Source organism: Gracilibacillus salinarum, assembly GCF_022919575.1.
Classification (GTDB): Bacteria; Bacillota; Bacilli; order Bacillales; family Amphibacillaceae; genus Gracilibacillus; species Gracilibacillus salinarum.
In genome coordinates this window covers 4,165,137-4,187,108 of record NZ_CP095071.1, presented here as the reverse complement: position 1 = coordinate 4,187,108, position 21,972 = coordinate 4,165,137, and the positions used below count along the sequence as shown (strand labels likewise).

At 40.4% G+C, this 21,972-nt stretch carries 19 protein-coding genes and 2 riboswitches; of the genes, 8 read left to right on the top strand and 11 right to left on the bottom strand.

The features are described 5' to 3' along the window. Nucleotides 1-233 precede the first annotated feature (233 nt). The gene (locus MUN87_RS19660; protein ID WP_244743262.1) at nucleotides 234-527 is read left to right on the top strand and encodes a hypothetical protein; all 294 of its coding nucleotides are present in this window, start codon (nucleotides 234-236) and stop codon (nucleotides 525-527) included. A gap of 47 nt (nucleotides 528-574) precedes the next feature. Here the strand turns inward: MUN87_RS19660 and MUN87_RS19655 are convergent, their stop codons facing one another. Next, nucleotides 575-997 carry an SRPBCC family protein gene (locus MUN87_RS19655; protein ID WP_244743259.1) on the bottom strand — a complete coding sequence of 141 codons (423 nt, stop codon included), beginning with the start codon at nucleotides 995-997 and terminating at the stop codon, nucleotides 575-577. Nucleotides 998-1,265: 268 nt separating this feature from the next. Here MUN87_RS19655 and MUN87_RS19650 point away from each other — a divergent pair, with 268 nt between their 5' ends. Then, nucleotides 1,266-3,059, top strand: coding sequence for a cation:proton antiporter (locus MUN87_RS19650; RefSeq protein WP_244743256.1), 1,794 nt, complete (start codon nucleotides 1,266-1,268; stop codon nucleotides 3,057-3,059). Nucleotides 3,060-3,120: 61 nt separating this feature from the next. Here the strand turns inward: MUN87_RS19650 and MUN87_RS19645 are convergent, their stop codons facing one another. After that, complete coding sequence (locus tag MUN87_RS19645; protein ID WP_244743252.1) at nucleotides 3,121-4,530, bottom strand: 8-oxoguanine deaminase; 1,410 nt, start codon at nucleotides 4,528-4,530, stop codon at nucleotides 3,121-3,123. 93 nt (nucleotides 4,531-4,623) lie between these two features. Next, nucleotides 4,624-5,289, bottom strand: coding sequence for an HAD family hydrolase (locus MUN87_RS19640; RefSeq protein WP_244743248.1), 666 nt, complete (start codon nucleotides 5,287-5,289; stop codon nucleotides 4,624-4,626). Between the two features lie 276 nt (nucleotides 5,290-5,565). Further along, a riboswitch (SAM riboswitch) is annotated at nucleotides 5,566-5,667 on the top strand. A gap of 86 nt (nucleotides 5,668-5,753) precedes the next feature. On the opposite strand from MUN87_RS19640, the gene MUN87_RS19635 reads away from it, so the two are divergent. The 4 genes from MUN87_RS19635 to MUN87_RS19620 are packed head-to-tail and all read left to right on the top strand — an operon-like array spanning nucleotide 5,754 to nucleotide 9,429. Next, nucleotides 5,754-6,854: a 5-methyltetrahydropteroyltriglutamate--homocysteine S-methyltransferase gene (locus MUN87_RS19635; RefSeq protein ID WP_244743245.1), complete on the top strand. Its 1,101-nt coding sequence runs from the start codon at nucleotides 5,754-5,756 to the stop codon at nucleotides 6,852-6,854. Nucleotides 6,855-6,866: 12 nt separating this feature from the next. Continuing rightward, nucleotides 6,867-7,631, top strand: a complete 765-nt coding sequence (locus tag MUN87_RS19630; RefSeq protein ID WP_244743242.1) for an SDR family NAD(P)-dependent oxidoreductase — start codon at nucleotides 6,867-6,869, stop codon at nucleotides 7,629-7,631. Between the two features lie 29 nt (nucleotides 7,632-7,660). After that, a complete protein-coding gene (locus MUN87_RS19625) occupies nucleotides 7,661-8,950 on the top strand; it encodes a Na+/H+ antiporter NhaC family protein (RefSeq protein ID WP_244743239.1) in 1,290 nt (429 codons plus the stop codon). Between the two features lie 11 nt (nucleotides 8,951-8,961). Next, complete coding sequence (locus tag MUN87_RS19620; protein ID WP_244743231.1) at nucleotides 8,962-9,429, top strand: S-ribosylhomocysteine lyase; 468 nt, start codon at nucleotides 8,962-8,964, stop codon at nucleotides 9,427-9,429. An 842-nt stretch (nucleotides 9,430-10,271) separates the two neighbouring features. Here MUN87_RS19620 and MUN87_RS19615 read toward each other — a convergent pair. Together MUN87_RS19615 and MUN87_RS19610 are read right to left on the bottom strand one after the other, a co-directional pair. Further along, on the bottom strand, nucleotides 10,272-11,279 hold the full coding sequence (locus tag MUN87_RS19615) for an aromatic ring-hydroxylating dioxygenase subunit alpha (protein ID WP_244743228.1): 1,008 nt from the start codon (nucleotides 11,277-11,279) through the stop codon (nucleotides 10,272-10,274). After that, nucleotides 11,266-12,633: a nucleobase:cation symporter-2 family protein gene (locus MUN87_RS19610; protein ID WP_244743224.1), complete on the bottom strand. Its 1,368-nt coding sequence runs from the start codon at nucleotides 12,631-12,633 to the stop codon at nucleotides 11,266-11,268. Before MUN87_RS19610 ends, MUN87_RS19615 begins: the two co-directional genes overlap by 14 nt. A 137-nt stretch (nucleotides 12,634-12,770) precedes the next feature. After that, a riboswitch (purine riboswitch) is annotated at nucleotides 12,771-12,872 on the bottom strand. 202 nt (nucleotides 12,873-13,074) lie between these two features. Between MUN87_RS19610 and guaD the strand changes: the two genes are divergently transcribed. Beyond that, nucleotides 13,075-14,421, top strand: coding sequence for a guanine deaminase (guaD, locus tag MUN87_RS19605; protein WP_244743221.1), 1,347 nt, complete (start codon nucleotides 13,075-13,077; stop codon nucleotides 14,419-14,421). Between the two features lie 45 nt (nucleotides 14,422-14,466). On the opposite strand, the gene MUN87_RS19600 is transcribed toward guaD, so the two are convergent. Next, nucleotides 14,467-15,399: a D-2-hydroxyacid dehydrogenase gene (locus MUN87_RS19600; protein WP_244743218.1), complete on the bottom strand. Its 933-nt coding sequence runs from the start codon at nucleotides 15,397-15,399 to the stop codon at nucleotides 14,467-14,469. A gap of 90 nt (nucleotides 15,400-15,489) precedes the next feature. Here MUN87_RS19600 and MUN87_RS19595 point away from each other — a divergent pair, with 90 nt between their 5' ends. Continuing rightward, entirely contained in the window at nucleotides 15,490-16,272 is a 783-nt protein-coding gene (locus MUN87_RS19595) for an SDR family oxidoreductase (RefSeq protein ID WP_244743215.1), read from the top strand. A gap of 211 nt (nucleotides 16,273-16,483) precedes the next feature. Here the strand turns inward: MUN87_RS19595 and MUN87_RS19590 are convergent, their stop codons facing one another. The 5 genes from MUN87_RS19590 to MUN87_RS19570 all read right to left on the bottom strand — a co-directional run bounded on the left by MUN87_RS19590 (nucleotide 16,484) and on the right by MUN87_RS19570 (nucleotide 21,971). Continuing rightward, nucleotides 16,484-16,678, bottom strand: a complete 195-nt coding sequence (locus MUN87_RS19590) for a hypothetical protein (RefSeq protein WP_244743212.1) — start codon at nucleotides 16,676-16,678, stop codon at nucleotides 16,484-16,486. A gap of 63 nt (nucleotides 16,679-16,741) precedes the next feature. Beyond that, a complete protein-coding gene (gene rpiA, locus MUN87_RS19585) occupies nucleotides 16,742-17,410 on the bottom strand; it encodes a ribose-5-phosphate isomerase RpiA (protein ID WP_244743209.1) in 669 nt (222 codons plus the stop codon). A gap of 1,453 nt (nucleotides 17,411-18,863) precedes the next feature. After that, a complete protein-coding gene (locus tag MUN87_RS19580; RefSeq protein ID WP_244743205.1) occupies nucleotides 18,864-19,871 on the bottom strand; it encodes a bifunctional 3-deoxy-7-phosphoheptulonate synthase/chorismate mutase in 1,008 nt (335 codons plus the stop codon). A 20-nt stretch (nucleotides 19,872-19,891) separates the two neighbouring features. Beyond that, nucleotides 19,892-20,569, bottom strand: a complete 678-nt coding sequence (locus MUN87_RS19575) for a 4'-phosphopantetheinyl transferase family protein (RefSeq protein WP_244743202.1) — start codon at nucleotides 20,567-20,569, stop codon at nucleotides 19,892-19,894. 13 nt (nucleotides 20,570-20,582) lie between these two features. Next, nucleotides 20,583-21,971 carry a DHA2 family efflux MFS transporter permease subunit gene (locus MUN87_RS19570; RefSeq protein WP_244743199.1) on the bottom strand — a complete coding sequence of 463 codons (1,389 nt, stop codon included), beginning with the start codon at nucleotides 21,969-21,971 and terminating at the stop codon, nucleotides 20,583-20,585. Nucleotide 21,972 lies beyond the last annotated feature (1 nt).

The window sequence follows — 21,972 nt, the reverse complement described above, 5'->3', positions numbered from 1 at the left end:
TTCACCACTTATTTTACTATCTTTTGGTAATTGCGTTTTTGCTTATCTATATCCTATATTTTTGTCTAACTAGTGTCATTGGATAGAATACACAAAAAAATCGGTATTTCTTGTAAAATGTTACAATGAAGATAATCGATAGTACACTCTCATTAAATTCTCATCCTCATCTCATCAGTTATTTAATTTTTTCTACTAAAATAGGGAAAGAATAGATAACAGGAGTGGTTATAATGAAAAAATTAGTATGGTTATGTATCATCGTGTTTAGCTTGACAGCTTGTAACACAGGTGACATAAGCGGAGAAGCACAAGAAGAGTTACAAGAATATGGATATATGGAGAACTATATGGAGATAGACCAATATACGGTCAATATAAAAGAGAATAATCCCTATAAACGAATTATTCTCTATGAAGAGTCAAATGGATCTATTAAATATAAATCTGTATTTATTAAGAAAACCAACAGACTAAAGATCATTGACATTACTCAAGATCAAATACTTTTTAATAATGAGATTTGAAGCACACTGCCCTGAACCAGAATAGAGGTCTCAGGGCAGTATACTGCTCAGTTTTCCAGGAAATTTTTTAACGCATCTAAGTCTTTGGCGCATGCTTTTTTGAAAGTTCCGGCAATCATTTTACCAAACAATTTAGCAAATCCTGTAAGTCCGCTTATTTCACCGTGCAATGTAATCTTTGTTTGATCTTGTCCAGAGGTAAGAAGATAGGTAAACAAATATTCTCCTTTTCCAGTCGTTCCTTTTGTTCCATCGCAACGGAAAACTACCTTATCTGGTTCATCAAGTTCAACCACCTCAAAATGTTCAGTAGCTTGGGTACCAAACATTTTTCGTGTTTCTTTCCACTCGCTTCCCACCGCCAACGGCCCGCTGTCTAAGCGTTCTATCCTAACTAATCCTTGCATCCAATCCTTTGCAGAATCGAGATCAAGTAAAGCTTCATATGCTGCTTGTTTAGATACTTGCACATACCTTTCCACTTTGAAGTGAATACTCAACGACATTACCTCCAACCATTTTTTAAAAGTATATCATAAAGTGAGACTTATCAGGAAGTTATCGTCCGTTTATCCCCCACCTAGCTTCTTTGTGATACTTCAAGCTTGAAGTGGGAGTCTTACAGACGGTTAGCACCGTGATAAACAGAACATCGTCATTTATTGTCAGCGCGTATTTTTTTACAATACAGAAACGAAAAGCTATACTTATCTGAAAGTCTAACACAATCAGAAGGTGATGATGATAGCGTCAGAATTTGCTTTGTTTAGTATTGTTATAGTGATATCACTTGGGATTTTTTCTCAATGGCTGGCATGGAGAATCCAATGGCCATCCATCGTGATCATGTCTATTGCCGGACTACTGATAGGTCCGATTACCGGTTTTATCAATCCACAGGAAGCGATTGGCAGTCTATACAGCCCAATTATTTCACTTGCTGTTGCCCTGATTTTATTTGAAGGAAGTACAAGCCTTGATATACGTGAGCTTAGAGGAATTTCTAAATCTGTTTATCGCATCGTAACATTTGGCGCGTTCTTAGCATGGATTGGCGGTGCTTTAGCTGCTCACTTTATTGCAGGTCTTAACCTGGAAATTTCATTTATCATTGGTGGGTTATTTGTTGTCACAGGCCCAACTGTTATTATTCCATTACTAAGACAGGCTAAATTAAAAACAAGGGTTTCTTCTGTACTGAAATGGGAAGGAATTATCGTTGATCCAATCGGCCCACTCCTCGCCTTATTCGCGTATGAAATCATAAAAATTACATCTGCTGAGTCATTTGAATTCAGTGATTTTATTCCTTTCTTTGGTGCTGCATTGCTCGCTGTGATGGCTGGATATATCATTGGTATACTGGTAAGTCTCCTGATTGGAAAAGGGATAATTCCTGAATACCTAAAATCCCCGTTTATTTTATGTTTCGTATTAATTTGTTTCTCGATCGGAGAAGTGATCATGCATGAAACGGGAATGCTTGCCGTGACGATCATGGGCATTACATTAGCCCGCACAAAAAAATATATCCGCTCCATTGGCAGTACCGGGCATTTTATGGAAGATGTATCAGTTCTGTTAACCTCTACTGTTTTCATTTTACTTACTGCTTCGTTAACGAGAGAGATTCTGACCGAAACATTCACATGGCCGATTATCAGCTTTGTCGTAGTGATGCTTTTTCTTGTACGACCGCTCTCGATTTGGATTTCCACAATTGGAACAGAGCTTACGTTAAAGGAGAAAGCATTAGTAGGATGGATCGCTCCAAGAGGGATCGTCGCATTGGCTGTCTCTGGTTATTTTGCTGAAGTATTGATCGCGGATGGTTATCAAAACGCAAGTATTTTAACATCATTAACTTTTGCTTTAGTCTTTATCACGGTTTGTGTCCATGGCTTTTCGATTGGACCGCTTTCTAAGCAGCTGGGCTTGGCAAATACGACATCCAATGGTGTCATAATGGTTGGTGCGAGCAGTTTTTCGATTGCCCTTGCAGCTCATTTAAAGACTTTAGACATACAGGCGTTGATTGCGGATTCCTCTGAGGACCTTCTTTACCAAGCGAAGAAGTTAGGAATATCCACTTACCACGGTGAAATTCTCTCGGAACAAAGCGATTTTGAAATTGATATGACACCGTATCAAACGATATTGGCAATGAAGGGGGATGGTGCATATAATGCGCTTGTATGCCAGTCTTATCTGCCAACATTCGGGTATCATCATACCTTTTCACTTACGATCGCTAAGAATACATCGGAGCTCCAAGAGCTTTCGCCATCCATGAAAGCCAATATGCTTTTTGGTGAAAAAGAAACTTTTAGGGAATTAAACAAGAAAGTCAACATTGGCTATACTTTTAAAACAATCGAAATGACGGAAAAGCAAACATTAGATCGAAATGAGCGATCGATAGAAGGTACACCGCTATGTGTGAAAAGTAAAAATGGCAAATTAATTTTTGTTACCTTACAGAAAAAAATAACACTCGATAAAGGAGATCAGCTAGTCGTGCTAGCAGCATAAGCCAAAGATCTTGGGAACAGCAAGTATCATGGAAAATCCATGATACTTGCTCGTTCTAACCTTATTTCTTGGAACGTCTTCTACGATAATTTACGTTTGTATTCTTTGCTGCCATTTCCAGCATTCTGTTTGCTGCTATTTGTGCCTGGAAAGCGATTTGCTCTTCATTAATCCCGACTAGACGACCACCTTCCACAACCACTTTTCCTCCAACAATCGTGGTATCCACCTGTGCTGTACCCGTTAGTACCGGTAAAGAGGTATCATCAAACAACGCACCTGCAAACTCTAATCTGTTGGTATCAATCATAAATAAATCAGCAGCTTTTCCTACTTCTAATGAGCCGATTGCATCCTCCCAGCCGAGAACTTTAGAGGATCCTCTTGTTGCCACATATAAACATTCCTCTGCTGATAAAGCAGTAGAGCCGTGCTGTAACTTATGTAAGAGATTCATAATTTTCACTTCGAGTAACATACTGGATGCGTCATTGGAAGCAGACCCGTCAACACCAAGACCAACATTCACATTATTTGCAAGCATTTTCTCAATTGGAAAGGTACCGGATGAGAGCTTCATATTACTGCTCGGACAATGCGCGATACCACACCCACATGCTCCCAGTTTCGTTATTTCCTCATCATTAAACCATATGCCGTGTGCATACCAGACATCCTCGCCTATCCACCCTGTTTCTTCCATTAGTTCCAACGGACGGAGACCCAGTTTCTCTCGACAGAAATCTTCTTCATCTTGTGTTTCCGCAAGATGTGTATGCATTCTAACGCCATAAGTGCGGGCAAGACTAGACGATTCTGTTAAAAGATCTTTGCTGACAGAAAAAGGTGAACATGGCGCCACCCCAATACGTAACATAGAAAATTTACTAGCATCATGATATGTTTCAATTACTCTACGGGAGTCACGCAAAATTGTCTCCTCGTCCTGAACAACCTCATCTGGTGGCAATCCTCCTTTTGATCGTCCTAAACTCATGGACCCTCTAGTTGGAAAAAAACGAATGCCCAAATCAGCTGCAGCACGAATTTCCTCATCGATCAACTCACCGCTCACAGAATTAGGAAACACATAAAAATGATCGGATACCGTAGTACAACCGCTTTTTAATAGTTCTCCCAACCCAACCATTGCACTTAAATAGACGTCTTCGGGACGAAGGTAACGCCAAATATCGTACAATGTGATCAACCAATCAAATAATTCGACATCCTGAGCACGTGGAATATTCCTGGTAAAAGTTTGATAAAGATGATGATGAGTATTAATCAAACCGGGAAAAATGATCTTCCCTTTCGCATCTATCACTTTATCTGCGGTTTGGTATGGAATATCCTCACCGATGGCAATAATCTCCTGCCCCTCAATATACATACTTCCGCCTTCGTATTGGTTTCTGTCATTGTCCATTGTTATAATATTTCTCGCGTTCTTAATTAAAAGAGAACTCACTGTATCACCTGCTTTGTTTATTTTTAGAATAAATTAATCGTGAATTGCTTATTTTGTCATTGTAGTGATAACACCAGTATAGGTAAAACCGTGTTATCCCAACTTATTGTCAATGATGATTGGTAAGATTTCCTTCAGGTCATCCACCGCCCAATCCGCAGAACACGTTCTCCATCCTGCGTCCTTTTTCCAAATAGCTTGCATACCAATACGCTGCGCTGCCAGCACATCATTTTCCGGATGATCGCCAATGAATATACTTTGATCAGGCTGTACATGTAATTGCCCCAGCGCTTTTTGAAAAATACGAGGATCTGGCTTTTTCATTCCTTCCCACTCGGAAATCAGGATCGTATCAAAATAATGTTCAATTCCTAGTGCTTTTATATTGTCCAATTGGAACTGTCCTTTACCATTTGAAATAATAGCTAGTGCGATACCTCTCTGTTTTAAATGATCCAACGTTTCTTTCAGATGAGCAAAAGGTACACAGCTGAACTGGAACTGGCTGATATAATCTGCAAGCAATGCTTCTGAGCTTAGACCCGTTATCTCGAATTCTTCTACCATCTGCTGGTAGACTTTATCCTTCCAGACATAGCCCCTGTTGTCTAATTCAATGAACCTTATAATATAGGAATCTTTTGATAAGTGATGTAACGAAGCTAGTCTTTCGTATTGATTCGTAATAAAATGCCGTACTGAAGCATCCCTATTTAACAATGTACCATCTAAATCAAATAAAACAGCCTTGATCATGTCAACTCCCCCTCATTACCACTAAGCTGCTAGCTAGCATTACATATTCCATATTATAGGAACACATCTTCATGTTCAGCTTGATTACTTGGATGCCTGCATTTAACCTGCCAATCTGATATAATTTGGCTCCTAATTACCTTCATTGTACAGCGAACAGTTATTTTTTTCCACAAGGGACAGGTGGTCTTCAAGTACTATCTTAAAAATTTTTAACTTGACGTTTGTCGAATTTTAGGGTAAATTTAATTTTATTAATTTCATATTTTACGATATTTCTTATCAAGAGAGGTGGAGGGACTGGCCCTTTGAAGCCTCGGCAACAGCTGTTATCAGCATTGTGCCAATTCCAGAAGCGTTATGCTTAAAAGATAGGAAGAGTATTTGAACATTGTTTAATGACCTCTCCTTCTTAAAGGAGAGGTTTTTTTATTTCGCAAAAACTAATTAGGAGGAAATAAATTATGACCATTTCTATTCACCCACCATTTAAAGCAGATCATGTAGGAAGTCTTTTGCGACCTGCCAATCTGCTTCAAGCAAGAAAAGATTACAAAACTGGCAAGATCACTGCCGGTCAATTACATGACATCGAAACACAAGAATTAAAACGTATCGTAGATAAGCAAATAGAAGTTGGCCTTCAAGCAGTTACGGACGGAGAGTTCAGAAGAGATTGGTGGCACATTGATTTTCTGGAGCACCTCAATGGAATCGAAGGATATGTTCCGGATCAAGGCTTTGATTTCGAAGACGAAGAGACAGAACCATACAATGTTCGTAATATTGGCAAGATCTCATTTAATCAAGATCACCCTTTTCTGCAAGACTTTAAAACATTTAATCAAATTGTAGACGGCCGTGCCGTTGCTAAGCAGACGATCCCGAGTCCTAATCAATTATTATATGTTGGCATGAGAAATCCTGATATTTATCCAGATATCGAAGCATATGCCGATGATATTGTGAATGCCTATCGTGATGCACTTGCTGCTTTCTATGAAGCAGGATGCCGTTACATTCAATTAGATGACGTTTCGATTGCTGGTTTTGTTACGGAAAATGACTTTATTTACGACCATGCTTATTCCATGGAACAATTATTTGATCTGTCTATAAGAATGGTGAATCGTGTACTAGAAAATAAACCGCAAGATTTGTATGTCACCACTCATTTGTGTCGAGGAAACTATCGATCTACTCACGCATTTTCCGGTGCCTATGATAAAATTGCCCCTCGTCTATTTGCCGAAGAAAAAGTCGACGCCTTTTTCTTAGAATATGATGATGAACGCTCTGGTACATTTGAAGCGTTGCAGCACATTCCCGCTGGCGGACCAAATGTCGTGATTGGTATCTTTACTTCTAAAAAAGGAGAACTAGAAGATAAAGACGAAATGAAAGCTCGTATCGAAGAAGCAAGTCAATTTGTTCCAAAATCACAACTGTGCATCAGTCCGCAGTGCGGATTCTCATCCACACATCACGGGAATAAATTAACCGAACAGCAGCAATGGGACAAGCTCAAATACGTAGTAGATATAGCAAAAGAAACACTGGAATAATGGAGTGATCACATGTATGCGATGGATTTAACGAATAAAATAGCGATTGTAACCGGAGGTACTAGCGGTATCGGAAAAGCAATCGTCGATGCATTTTTGGATTGTGGTGCCAAAGTGGCGGTCGCCGATATGGCACCACCCGCGACCACGGAGTCTGAACAGTTCTTTTACCAGCAAGTAGATGTGTCTGATCAAAAACAAGTAACAACTATGGTAGACAATGTTATAGCGCACTTTGGCCGAATCGATATTCTCGTAAACAACGCCGGCATTTCAACGATGGATTACTTTGTTGATATCAATGAACAAGACTGGGACAAAACAATGGATGTCAATGCGAAAGGTGTTTATATGTGCATGCAAACTGTCGCCAGGAAGTTACAGCAACAAGGAGAAGGTGGTAAAATCATCAATATCGCCTCCCAAGCTGGCAAAAATGGCTACCGTTTAATGGGCAGCTATGTTGCTTCGAAGCACGCTGTCCTTGGCATGACAAAAGTAGCTGCTATTGAATTAGCGAAGGATCAAATCAATGTCAATGCAGTCTGCCCAGGCATTGTAGAAACTGAAATGAAGAAAAAAGAACGAGTCATTGGTGGAAACTTACGCGGAGTAGATGCTGCAGCGATACAAGCGGAAGATCATTCGCAAGTACCACTCGGACGAACAGCAGTACCGGCAGATATTGCAAATGTAGTTGTTTTTCTCGCATCCAATTACGCTAATTACATGACTGGTCAAGGAATCAACGTGACCGGTGGTATGACAATGCATTAACTTAACTAAAAATGAAGGGGGCATTCATCATGTCTAACAACAAGGGGAATATAACGGCACTTGCCCCGTTATTCATCTTTGTCTTATTATTTATTGGAACTGGCATTATCTCAGGTGATTTTTCCAATATGCCGTTAAATGTGGCAGTTATTATTGCAAGTGGGATTGCCTTAGCGATGAACAGAAAAGAAAAACTTGCTGATAAAATTGATATATTTACGAAAGGCGCTGGCCATCCGAATATTATGCTGATGGCTGTTATTTTCGTATTAGCAGGTGCCTTTTCCCAAACAGCTAAAGGGATGGGGGCGGTCGATGCTACCGTCAACCTAGGATTATCCTTAATTCCTAGTAATCTATTAATGGTAGGATTGTTTATTGTTGGCTGTTTTATCTCGATCTCAATGGGGACGTCGATGGGTACTGTTGCAGCGTTAGCGCCGATTGGGATTGGTATCGCAGAACAAACTGGTATCCCTTTAGCATTAGCAATGGGAACAGTTATTGGCGGTGCAATCTTCGGTGATAATCTGTCGATGATTTCTGATACAACCATTGCTGCCGTTCGCACACAGAAAACAAAGATGAGCGATAAGTTTAAAGCGAACTTTTGGATTGTCCTACCCGGGGCACTCGTCACAGCTATTATCTTATGGATTGTAACATCTGGTGAGCAAATCGATGCCCTTGGAGATTATTCCTATCAATTTGTGAAAATACTTCCGTACCTCACCGTTCTGATTGCCGCAATTCTTGGTGTCAATGTATTGATTGTCTTAACAGGTGGTACAATTTTTGCAGGTATTATTGGTTTATTTGATGGATCATATACGCTCGTTTCCTTCGTTCAAGCTGTTTCACAAGGAATCATCAATATGGAGGATATTGCGATCGTTGCAATCTTAATCGGTGGTATTATTGCCATTATTCAGCATAATGGCGGGATTCAATGGTTGTTACATGCTGTCACAAGTAAAATCAAAACGAAGAAAGGTGCAGAATTTGCCATTGCAGGCCTTGTCAGTACAACAGATATCGCCACTGCCAATAACACTATTTCCATTATTATTACCGGTCCATTAGCGAAAAATATTGCAGATGAATATCAGATTGACGCACGTAAGTCTGCCAGTATTCTCGATATTTTTGCAGGAGGATGGCAAGGTATTGTACCTTATGGAGGGCAGATGCTAGCAGCTTCAGGACTAGCAGCTATTTCCCCTGTTAGTATACTACCGTATTCTTTCTATCCGATAGCATTACTGATTTTTGGGATACTAGCAATTTTGTTAGGTTTTCCACGATTCAAACAAAAATAGGAGTGATAAACATGGTCAAAAAAATGAACGTAGAAAGTTTTAATCTAGATCACACAAAAGTAGCAGCACCTTATATCCGCTTAGCAGGTACAACGGAAGGCGCAAATGGCGATGTCATCCACAAATATGATGTCCGTTTAAAACAACCGAACCAAGGGCATATGGAAATGCCCGCCCTCCATTCATTGGAGCATTTAATGGCAGAAAACATTCGTAATCATCATGATACCGTCGTAGATTTTGGCCCAATGGGTTGTCAAACCGGCTTTTATTTAACGGTTATTAATCACGACAATTATGATGAAGTGTTAGATGCATTAGAAGCATCATTAAAAGATGTGCTAGCAGCAACAGAAGTACCTGCATGTAACGAAGTACAGTGCGGGTGGGCTGCCAGTCACAGCCTCGAAGGCGCCCAAGCATTAGCACAGGAATTGCTGGACAAACGTGCAGAATGGAAAAATGTATTTGCTGATTAATCTGCTTTTCATAGAATCATATGATGCACGTGCTTGGGAAAAAATATTTTAGTTACTCCATAGCCAAACGCAACAAGAAATGTTTCAATTAACATTCATGTTGCGTTTGGCTTTTATAATGCACTGTATGAATATACTGCGAAGTAACTTATTGCGAAAAAAGTAATCAAGCTGTCTATCAATTTGGCTATTTTGAAATGTATTATATACTAAGCAAAGCTTCGGAAATAGGCTTCGCGTCCTATGGGGCACGGCTTCAGCTAACTTTGCAAAGAAAATTCTTTTCTTTACAAAGTGGATCTTCAGCTCGCGCTGATCCCATGGGAGTCTCCGCATATTTCCTACGCTTTAGGGAAGTGCTACAACGAATGGCAGAGCTAAAAGCAGTGGTGCTAGACATTATAAATCATCAAAATGGTTAATCCGTGCAATATCCTTCTTGTCACATCAGTTGTAAAGCCCCCATCCTAGCGAAGGCCAACCACGGAGACTCCCGCGGGAATGTGCAGGTGCTGAAGATCCACTTTGTGAAGCGCTCTTCTTCACAAAGTTAGCTTCAGCCGTGCCCCGCAGGACGCGGAGTGGTTGGACGGAGCGGTATCCTAGTACATTATCTATTTCAAAATGATCTCATCGCTAAAGTCTTTTTACTTCGCAGTTTGCTTCTACTACGTATTCTTTGTAATTAGCAATACCACACCGTCATACAGATTTGGATGACTTAACCCTTATTATAAGAACCAAATTAATGTGTTGATTATATACTTCTGTTCTTAAAACAAAAAGTGGCACCCTGCAGGTTTCTGCATAAGTACCACTCCATACCTTATTTTCTTCTAATCTTACTTCTTTCGTTTACTCCGTTTTTCCCGATCGATTGGCAATGTTCCATTTTCAACGCCTAATTCATCCAACCAGCGTCGATATGCAATTGTAAGTGCGTCTGATTTTAAGTGCATTTCCATTTGCAGATCAAGTGGAAGCAATTCTGGTTTTTGACTTTCAACAACGTCTAAGTCTTGATAAAAAATGACATCCTGAAACTCTCGAAACGGCTGATCTGGTGCATCTAAATCATAGTTTCTTGTTAACAGCATAAACACCTGACATTTCTCATGATCTAACTGATTAACTGCCGTAAGAATCGTAAACTCTTCGTCAGAACCTTCTGTTGTTTTTGTAAATCTGGCCACAATCGGATTTAATACTTCATAGACATAATCGGTGTAGCCACCCTTGGAACGACCATCTGAATTCGGCTGATAGACAGGAATTTTGCTTGTCATTAAACGACCATCAATAAAGTCAACATCATAATCTACTACTTCCGCATGGTCAGAGTCACCCAACATACCTTCATGGACAAACATTAAGTGAGATACATCAAGGAAGTTTTCGATAATTCTTGGTGCATTCGCATTAACATGATAAGGACCGCAAATAATCGTACGATAGCCTTCTTGTTCGCCTTCAGGATATTTAATGAATGGCGCCGGCTCGTCACCAAGATTAACCCAGATCAGACCTAGATATTCTTCACAATGATACACCGTTGCTCTTGCTTTTTTCGGAATTGGTCTTTCACAAGGTAACGCCGGAATCTTTGTACACGTACCATGATCATTATATTCCCAGGCATGATAGGCACAGACTAACTTGCCATCCACCACTTTTCCTAATGATAGCGCGGCGCCACGGTGAATACACAAATCCTTGAATGCATGTACCCCTTTTTCATTACGAAAGACAACAACTCGCTCACCAAGCACGTGCACTTGTTTTGGATCATCTAGCAATTCTTCTGCTGTACAAACCGGGTGCCATTCATTCCATAATTTATCTTGTTGCATAAGTTACATCCTCCGCTTCAGCATCTGTCGTTTTGTCATCATTTTTTGCTGGTAAAATGAAGTTAAGAATCAATGCACCAATTGCTCCGACCGCTGTTCCGGAAGCAACGAAGTACGTCACAATCTGAGGTAATGTACTCATGGCATCTGCAGGTAATAAAACGGCAAACAAAGCGAGCAAAATCGGTACGCCAATCACGATCATGTTGCGTTCTGTAAACGGTGCTTTCTTAATAACTTTAAATCCGTTCATCATAATAACCACACATAAGATAGCAAAAACACCATTAATAACAACTTCTGGAATACTCGCGATAATGTTCATTAATTTCGGCATCATCCCTAACAACAATAGAATGATTCCACCAGCTAATATCGGCTTACGACTTTTTACACCAGTAATTGCAATGATTCCCGCGTTGGAAGAATAGCCAGTTACAGGTGTTCCACCAAAGAATGAACCGACAAAACAGCCTAAACCTTCACCAAAAGCGCCACCATTCAAACGTTTATCGTCCAGTTTCTCTTCTGTTACTTCTCCGACTGTAAACCAGGTTCCAGTCGTTTCAATCACAATAATAAGATAAATAGCCAGCATAATTAAAATAGCATTTATATCAAAGGTTGGAACGCCAAAAGCAAAAATACTTGGTAAAGCAAACCATGACGCTTCACCAACAGCAGAAAAATCTACTAAATCAAAGAATGATGCCACAATCGTTCCAATACCTAAAGCTAAAATAACAGAGGCAACTTTTATAAATTTAAAAGATGTTACTTTTTCTCCAAAATACATACAGATAACTAGTACTGCTGCTGTAATAAAGGCAATCAGCATATTTTGATTAAAGGTTCCTTCGCCGCCGTAAATAGAATTAATCGCACTAGGCATAAGCGAAATACCAACTACTACAATAACCGTTCCTGCTACGATTGGCGGAATAAACCTTTTTACAACCTTACTAAACAGCTTTAACGGCTTTCCAATCAGCGCAATCAACAATGCTCCAGGGATTAAGCTGCCAATCATTGCTCCTACTCCTGATGTCGTACCAATAGCTGCCAATGCACTAAGCGGGACAAAAGATGGCCCCTGCATAACAGGAAGCTTCATTGCAAATCCAGCCTGGATCAAGGTTGCTAGTCCACAAGCAATAAATGTCATTTGAATTAATAAAGCACTATCTGTAACGGAAAAAGATAATAATCCCGCTAAAATAATCGGTGGTATAAATAAGTCCATTGCTAGAACATGCTGCAAACCAATAAATAATGATTTCCCAATCGAAATATTTTCTTTCTCTATCTCATCTGATTTCACTTCTGTTTCTAACTTTTCAGCTGCATTCTCCATGCTGTGCTTCCCCCCAATGTATATCATTATTTCTCATATAATTAAAAAAGCCCGAAACACACACTTCACTATGGTAAAGTAGGTGTTTCGAGCTAAGTAGTTCGAAATGATGAGAAAAACATCTACACTAAAGCAAATGTCTTTCGTACCTTTTCCATAGTCGGTTTATTTACGGTAAACCGGTAGAAACTCGCAGGCCATATTCCCGCTATTATATGAAAAACACGATTAAGTTTGTATTTAGTATATCATCCTTTTTTCTGTTTACAAGTATTATTTTGTCGAAAATTGAAGTCTTAATTTTCTGATAAATGACCGAAAACCTTATCTGATAAGGTATGCAACGTTTTCCAACTAACGCTATTTTACGATTGGACTTCCATTCACAATTCTATTATAATGACAAGTAAATAACCAAAATACGAACAATAAGGTGATTAAATGAATAAATATTCGCGAATTTTCCTAGGAACTGCCTTTACTAGTCAATCTGAAAAAGAAGTGAAAATCTTGCAAGACTATCTTTTTTGTATCGATGACCATGGCATGATTGAAAAAGCTGTTGCTCCAGCAGACCCGCAATACCAGACTATTTTGAATGAGTATAAAGATAAAGAATGCTTCCACCAGCTGCAAGACAGAGAATATCTTCTTCCCGGATTCATTGACTTGCATATCCACGCACCTCAGTGGGCTCAGGCAGGAACTGCATTGGATCTGCCTCTAAATGATTGGCTGCACACGTATACCTTTCCACTTGAAGCTAAATTCTCGGATATGGCTTATGCCGAAAAGGTATATGATGACCTTATCCGTACCTTGCTTGCTAACGGCACCACCACTGGACTTTATTTCGCGACTGTCCATAAAGAGTCCAGTTTCCGATTGGCTGAAATTTGTGCAGAGAAAGGTCAGCGCGGTCTTGTAGGAAAAGTCGTTGCAGATGATCCGGAACAAAACCCTGACTACTACCGTGATAAAGATGCCAGGACGGCTTTAGCAGAAACCGAAGCTTTTATTCTGGAGGTCAAAGAATTAGCAAAAACGACGAAACAAGGTGTGTATCCCGTCGTTACGCCTCGGTTTATTCCGAGCTGCTCGGATGAAGCATTGAAAGGATTAGGAAAATTAGCAGAAAAGTATAACACCCATATCCAATCTCATTGCAGTGAAAGCGACTGGGAACATGGCTATGTCAAAGAGAGATTTGAAAAAAATGATGCCTTTGCATTAAATGACTTTGGCTTATTAAGAGAGAAATCAGTAATGGCTCATTGTATTTTTTTGGAAGACGATGATGTGGCATTATTCGCAGAAACAGGGACAGCAATTGGTCATTGTCCATTATCAAATGCCTATTTTGCCAACAGTGTGATCCCCATTTCCCGTTTTCATGCGAAGGGCGTCGATGTGGGATTAGGTACGGATATTTCGGCAGGCGCGACACCAAGTATTTACGATAATGCCAAGCAAGCAGTAGTCTCATCAAGAATGCTCGAAGATGGGGTAGATACTTCTCTTTCTCCTGAAAAAAGAGGTGTATCAGATTCACGGATAACCATTAATGAAGCCTTTTATTTCGCAACCGCTGGTGGTGGTGAAAGTCTGAGCCTGCCAATCGGGCGCCTTGATGAAGGATATGCATGGGACGCGCAGATCATCGATACAACGAAACTACCGATTTTCGATAACAGCGAGCCATTATCAGATATTTTTCAAAAGATCTTATATCTGGTTAAAGCGGAAAATATTAAACAAGTCTGGGTGCAAGGCGAACGTGTCAAATAACAGCTGTTTAGCGGATAAATCTCTTCTGGAGATTTATCCGCTAAATTAAAACCCTTTTTCTATATCTACCTGATTTTGCAAGGGACGGTCGTTCTCAACTCGTTCAAGTGTTTCCACAAAACATTGTACGGCTTCTTCCGCTGTAGTAACTGCAGATATATGTGGTGTGACCGTTATTCTGAGATCTTGCCAAAATGGATGAGCTTCAGGCAATGGTTCATTTGCAAAGACATCTAATACTGCAAACCTGAGCTGTTCAGCATCCAACGCTGCTAATAAGTCTGCCTCTGAAACTGATTCTCCTCTGCCGACATTGATAAATCCTGCTTGTGAGAGTTTGCTAAAGATCCGCTCATTGAACAGTTGCTCCGTTTTTTTCGTCAATGGTAAGGTGTTTATCATATAATCGACGGTCTGTAATATGCCAGAGGCATCATCATTTGCAACCACTTGTTTAAATCCTGTTTTTTGCTTACCACTTAAAGATACCCCATACACTTCTACCCCGAATGACGATAAGACGCTGGCTACTTTCTGACCTATTTCACCTGTTCCATAAATGACTACCTTTGCTTCATTCAGCATGCTGGGCTTAATTGGTTGCCAGCTTCCCTCAGCTTGCAGTTCCTTGAATCGATTATGTAACTGCACATCTTTTAGCAAATAACTCAAGCAATATTCGCTGATTCTTTCACCAAATGAACAAATCGTTCTTGTTAAAAGAACCTTATCATCCCAATTTTTCTGAAACAAAAAATGATCTACACCAGCACCAAGTGAATGAACCCACTTCACCTGACTGTAGTCATAGCTGGTTTTCGTTTTAAAAGATACAAAAGCATCTGCCCACTGCAAATCTGATTCTTGGACGGCTGCTTCATTGGCAAAGCGCATACTTTTATCGATTTTGTATGGTGCAAGTAATTCCTCTAACTCTTGATTCAATTCGCTTACAAATAAAATTCGATTTATATTCACTCTGTTCTTCCTCCTCATCCGAACAACGATGTATAGAACGATATTATTCTAACATAATATGCATGTAATCATGAAAATGAGGTGAAGAAAATGGATCGTTACCAAGACAAAGTTGTTATTATTACAGGTGGAGCTTCTGGATTAGGTCAAGCAGCTGCTTTACAAATTGCGAAAGAAGGCGGATCATTAGTTCTTGTCGACTTAAACAAAGATGGCCTCGAAGAAAGCAAAAAGGAAATTCTCGCAGCGGCGCCTGAGGTAAAAGTTGAATTAGTAGAGGCTAACGTCGCCAAAGAAGATGAAGTAAAACAGTATATTCAGCAGGCGATTGACACATTTGGCAAAATCGATGGTTTCTTTAACAACGCGGGAATTGAAGGAAAGCAGGATTTAACAGAAGACTTCGGAATCGACGAATTCCACAAAGTTGTGAGCATCAATTTAGATGGCGTCTTTTTCGGCATGAAATATGCATTAAAACAGATGAAAAAACAAGGCTACGGCTCGATTGTCAATACGGCATCTGTTGGTGGTATTCGCGGTGTCGGAAATCAATCTGGATATGCAGCGAGTAAGCATGGTGTCGTTGGTCTAACCCGAAACTCTGGTGTGGAGTATGGTCAATTCGGTGTCAGTATTAAAGCAATTGCGCCAGGCGCTATTATGACGCCTATGGTGGAAGGCTCACTTAAACAGATTGGTGGAGAAAATTGGGAAGAAGCAGGCAAAGAATTTGTGAGTGTTAATCCGATGAAACGCTTCGGAAAACCAGAAGAAGTTGGCTATTTAGTTGCGTTTCTGCTATCAGATCAAGCCAATTTTATTAATGCGGCTGTCATTCCAATCGATGGTGGACAATCTTATAAATATTAAGATAAATCGATAAAGTTCACTTGGTCCTAATTAATAATATCCTCTACCTTTAAAATGGATTATCTAAAGTAGAACTATCTGACATTGTGAAGATTTTGATAGATTTGACTTGCTTTGAAAAGCTCCGGTCTTACCGGGCACGGCTCCAGTCGTGCCCCGGCCGGACGAAGTGTTTGGCTGGAGCGTTATTCAAGTAAACTAAGCAGTTTTTTTATCTTACAGTCATATAAATCACCAGTGCCACAATAGATCCTACGATTGAGACAAGATAGATCATGCTTAGTAAAGTTACCTGGGACTTGCTTTTTTCTCGATAATTCGGATCACTTCGTCCAAGTTGTTTATAAGTCAACACAAATGCAATCACACCGATTACAACGATTAGGACAGCATATACTATTAGCACTGTTGCTTCCTCCTTTTTGTGTCTCTTTACAGAACTATTTCCTTGAAGCAATGTGTGTAAACCTTAGTCAGATAATACTTCTGCAGGACCATTTTCCCGTCCGATAATGATAACATCGGCCATGTCGACAAAAAGACCATTTTCTACTACTCCCGGAATGCTGTTTAGTGCTGTACGCATACTAGTTGGATCCATAATCGAATCAAAGTAGCAATCTACAATATAATTTTCATTGTCTGTAATAAAAGGGACTTGATCTTCTTGACGTAATACCGGCTTGCAACCGAGCGAACTGACTTGACTGCTCGTAAGTTCCCATCCGAATTTCACTATTTCTACAGGTAATGGAAATTGACCCAGTCTTTTCACAAATTTTGAAGGATCGATCACCACGATAAACTGTTTGGCAATAGACGCTATCATTTTTTCACGCAATAATGCTCCCCCACCGCCCTTAATTAATGAAAAATCAGCGGTAGCTTCATCTGCTCCATCTATGGCAATATCTATTTGAGTCACTTCTGACATTTCCAATATGGGGATGCCTAATTTTCTGGCTAACTCCTCGGTACTTTTCGAAGTCGGCACACCTTTGATTTTCATACCATTTGCTACTAATTCCCCCAGCTTCATAGTCGCCCAATACGCGGTAGATCCTGTACCAAGGCCAACAATCATACCATCTTCCACATATTCCGCTACTTTTTCGCCCGCTTTTCTCTTAAGATCCATCACCATCACCTCGTTTTCTTCCTTATACTATCATCATACTATGTGGTTCGTATGATAAAAAGAGACTGGGGTATTAGTTTTTTAACTAACGATACAAATATCGTTGCGCTACCTCCCACTTTTGGTTCCTTTCTCGCTAAACGATACAAATCTCTGACTGCTTCTCCTCACTTTTGGTTCCTTTCTCGCTAAACGATACAAATCTCTGGCTGCTGCCTCCCACTTTTGGTTCCTTTCTCGCTAAACGATACAAATCTCTGGCTACTACTCCTCACTTTTGGTTCCTTTCTCGCTAAACGATACAAATCTCTGGCTGCTCCTCCTCACTTTTGGTTCCTTTCTCGCTAAACGATACAAATCTCTGACTGCTTCCTCCCACTTTTGGTTCCTTTCTCGCTAAACGATACAAATCTCTGGCTGCTGCCTCCCACTTTTGGTTCCTTTCTCGCTAAACGATACAAATCTCTGGCTGCTCCCTCCCACTTTTGGTTCCTTTCTCGCTAAATGATACAAATCTCTGGCTACTGCTCCCACTTTTGGCTCCTTTCTCGCTAAACGATACAAATCTCTGGCTGCTCCTCCTCACTTTTGGTTCCTTTCTCGCTAAATGATACAAATCTCTGGCTACTGCTCCTCACTTTTGGCTCCTTTCTCGCTAAACGATACAAATCTCTGACTGCTGCTCCTCACTTTTGGTTCCTTTCTCGCTGAACGGTACAAATCTTTGACTGCTGCCTCCTCACTTTTGGTTCCTTTCTCGCTGAACGGTACAAATCTTTGACTGCTGCCTCCTCACTTTTGGTTCCTTTCTCGCTAAACGATACAGGACTTTTTTGATCGAATATCTTCCTTTCTTGACCATTAACTGCATCTCACATAAAGTTATAAAGTATTTTGTATTTTTTTACCATAATTCGTACTATTTTCGGTTTACATTCATTTAATCCCTCGATGGAACAGGCCATTCCGACAAGATACCTCAACTACATCTCACATACAGCCAAAAAATAACTTACATTTTTTACTATAATTCGTATTATAACCGGTTTTACTTCATCTAATCACACGATAAAATAGACTTTATACATACTCTATCAATAGATTCGTTTCTTTTTAAAAAGTAGACACTTTACTTCAACTTCTATTGATTATAAAAATGAACGAATGCTTCTGACTACCAGCTTCCCATTCTCGTTACACGATACAAATCTCGATGTACCGCTTCCCATTTTTGGTTCCTTTTCTCTCGCTTATAACAGAGATCATATACTTCCTACCATACAAAAGAAGCCAAACACAACACGGGAATCTTTTTTAAACAAGATTTGTGATGCGCTCAACTTCTTTTTTATGCTAATCCCTATTTAACTATGTGATGCCTCTTCCATAAACGTATCAGTAATAGGGGGGCATACAAATAATTCCAAGCTACATTGTTCCTTGATCACTTCTATTAAAGCAAATGGTGCTGTTCAAATTTTTCAATTGCATCCATGAAAGCATGAAATTCCGACAGGTCCATTTGTTGTTTCGCATCAGACAAAGCAACGGCTGGGTTGGGATGAACTTCGGTCATTATGCCATCTGCCCCTACTGCTAATGCTGCTTTTGCAGTTGGCAGCAGAATATCTTTTCGTCCCGTCGAATGCGTGATGTCGACGAGCACAGGTAAATGCGTTTCTTGTTTCAAGATTGGGACAGCGGATATATCTAAGGTATTTCTCGTCGCATCCTCATATGTTCGAATCCCTCTTTCACAGAGAATAACATTAGGATTACCTTCTGCCAGGATGTATTCAGCTGCCATTTTAAATTCCTTTATGGTACTGGACAGCCCGCGCTTCAAGAGCACCGGTTTGTTCACACGACCGACTGCTTTCAACAATTCAAAGTTTTGCATATTTCTTGAGCCAACTTGAATAATATCAATATATGGCAATGCTGTTTCGATCTGATCTGCACTCATTATTTCGGAAACCACTGCCATATCATGGATCCTGGCTGCATCAGACAACATCCTCAATCCGTTAATTCCTAACCCTTGAAAATCATAGGGAGAGGTCCGTGGTTTGAAGGCGCCACCTCTGATAAATTTCACACCTCGGCTAGCTAAATCAGCTGCTGCCTGTCTAACCTGTTCTTCCGTTTCCACCGAACATGGACCCATTATTTTGACAGGTTCACCCTGGCCAATTTTATGCTTTTTCACTTGAATCACTGTATCTTCACGTTTGTAATCCCTTGAATACAAATAGGTATCCTTTTTGGAAGAAAAGCGTTCATCAAGCTGTGTGAACAGCTGCTGAATGGACGCAGCATCGTATGGTCCATTATTTACTTTCTCAATCTGATCCATTGTCAATTTGGCGTCTTCCTGATTTTCTAATATAAGCTTTCCTCTTTCGCTGATCAGCTGAATAATTTCCTCTTCCAGCTTCTGCATTGGTAATGTTACTGTCATCTTTTTTCCTCCTTGACTAATCATTCCTGTCCAGATAACAATGACTGATAGGTTATTTCTTGGATAACAGGTATTTCATGAACACTTTCTGCACTAACACTCAAAGGATAATCAGTCTCTACCCAGTATGTGTTACCAGACATCCAATCAAGCAAATCTCCGTCCTCATATATATCGATTTGTCCCTCTTGCTTAATCTCTACTTCAAACGAAGCCAGTGACTGTGACAATCCTATGCCACGAGCCTTCAAGAAGCTTTCTTTTGCTGTCCATATTTGATAGAACTTCCGTAAAGGAGTTCCATTGAGTGCTACTGTCCGATACTCATTATTTGTCAAAAATGCTTCCGCATAATCGATTGGTTTCACCTGTTCAATATCAATCCCGACTGGTGTATCATGTACCGCACAAGCGACCCATTCACCAGCATGGGACACGTTAAAATGGAATGGGGAATCATTCCATAAGTATGGTTTGCCGAACCGGTTACGCCTAATCCATTCCCAATTCCATTCCGTGCCGTAATACTTCCTGTATAAAAAGCGAATAAGCAGATCACCAATTGCCGAACGAAATCGATCTTCCAGATGGTAAAAACGTTGTAATCGTATGGACCTTTCCTTCATTAAATAAGGAAAAACAGCTGCTATATCCTGTTCCCGTCTCACTTCCGGCAATCGACAAACCCAAATCTCCACAACTTGTTCCTCCTTATGCTCTCTCCGCTTGTACGTGTACTTGCTCCTTCTCTCGTTCTCGATAAGTTAAACCAATAAAAAAACAAATACCAATAAATACTGCCGATCCAGCAAGCGCCCATTGGTAAGGCACTATAGTGATGTCTGCTGCTTGCTGCGATCCGATGATGCTTGCGAGTATCGCAACGCCGAAGACACCTCCAAACCGTTTCTGGACATTATGTAAAGTCGTTGCCTGACTCATCTGCTGTTTCGAGATAGTTTGGAATGCCGTTATCTGTGCTGCAGTTACCGAATGGCCTAGGAAAATACCAACTCCGAACATAAGCAATCGGATCACCCATGGATTTGCTTCAGCAAGTAAGGCAATAAGCGCAAAGATCAACATCGATCCAAATAAAGAAATTAGCATTAGTCGTCGGACGCCTAATTTTTTCATCGACCATGGCAGCAGCTGAGAAGCAACCATCAAGCCAAGTGCCTCAGGAAACGTCGTTAATCCGGTATGAAAAGCAGAGAAACCTAAAACATTCTGATACAGAAGTGGAAAAACATATAACATACCAAACAATCCTGCCGCTGAAAATAGCCCTATTAAACTCATTACCCGAAATGAACGATCTTCGAATAGATATATATTCAGCATCGGTTTTGGTGTTTCCTTTTCAATTTTAACGAGATAAAGAATAAAACCTAATCCCAATAGAAACGGGATAAAGACTTTTGGGGCGCTCCAGCCGAGTATAGGTGCTTCAATTAAAGCGTAGATGATCAAACCGACACCCGGGAGTGAAAACAGAAATCCTTTCAGGTCGAATCTGCCAACAGAGGGCTCCTTGTATTCTTCTATAAACAAGCCACTTAACACGAGTACGATCGCACCAATCGGTATATTCAGATAAAAGATCCAGCGCCACGAAAGCTGATCCACCAATAAACCGCCAACCACTGGACCAAGTGCTGGCGCTATTGCAATCGGTACTACCAATACTCTCGACAGATTAGGACGTTCTTCCGGAGTGAATGTCCGGAACAACATCGACATGCCAACAGGTGTCAAAAGTCCCGCTCCCGCTCCTTGCAATACTCGACATACATTTAACATCGCCTGGCTTTGAGCCCAGCCACAAGATAAGGATGCAATGGTAAATATACTGACCGCCAGCATTAACATTCTTTTCGAGCCAAAACGATCCCCAAGCCAGCCTGCTACCGGCAGCATCATTGCCAGACTGACAAGGTAGCCAATGTTTACACCACTTGTAGCAGAGACAGGTACATTGAATTCCTGCCCAATTGTAGATAGAGCGACATTGATAATCGTTGCATCCATCGCCACAATAAACATCGACATCACGTATACTGCAATGATCACTTTTTTGTAAAAAGATAAGGAGCGCATC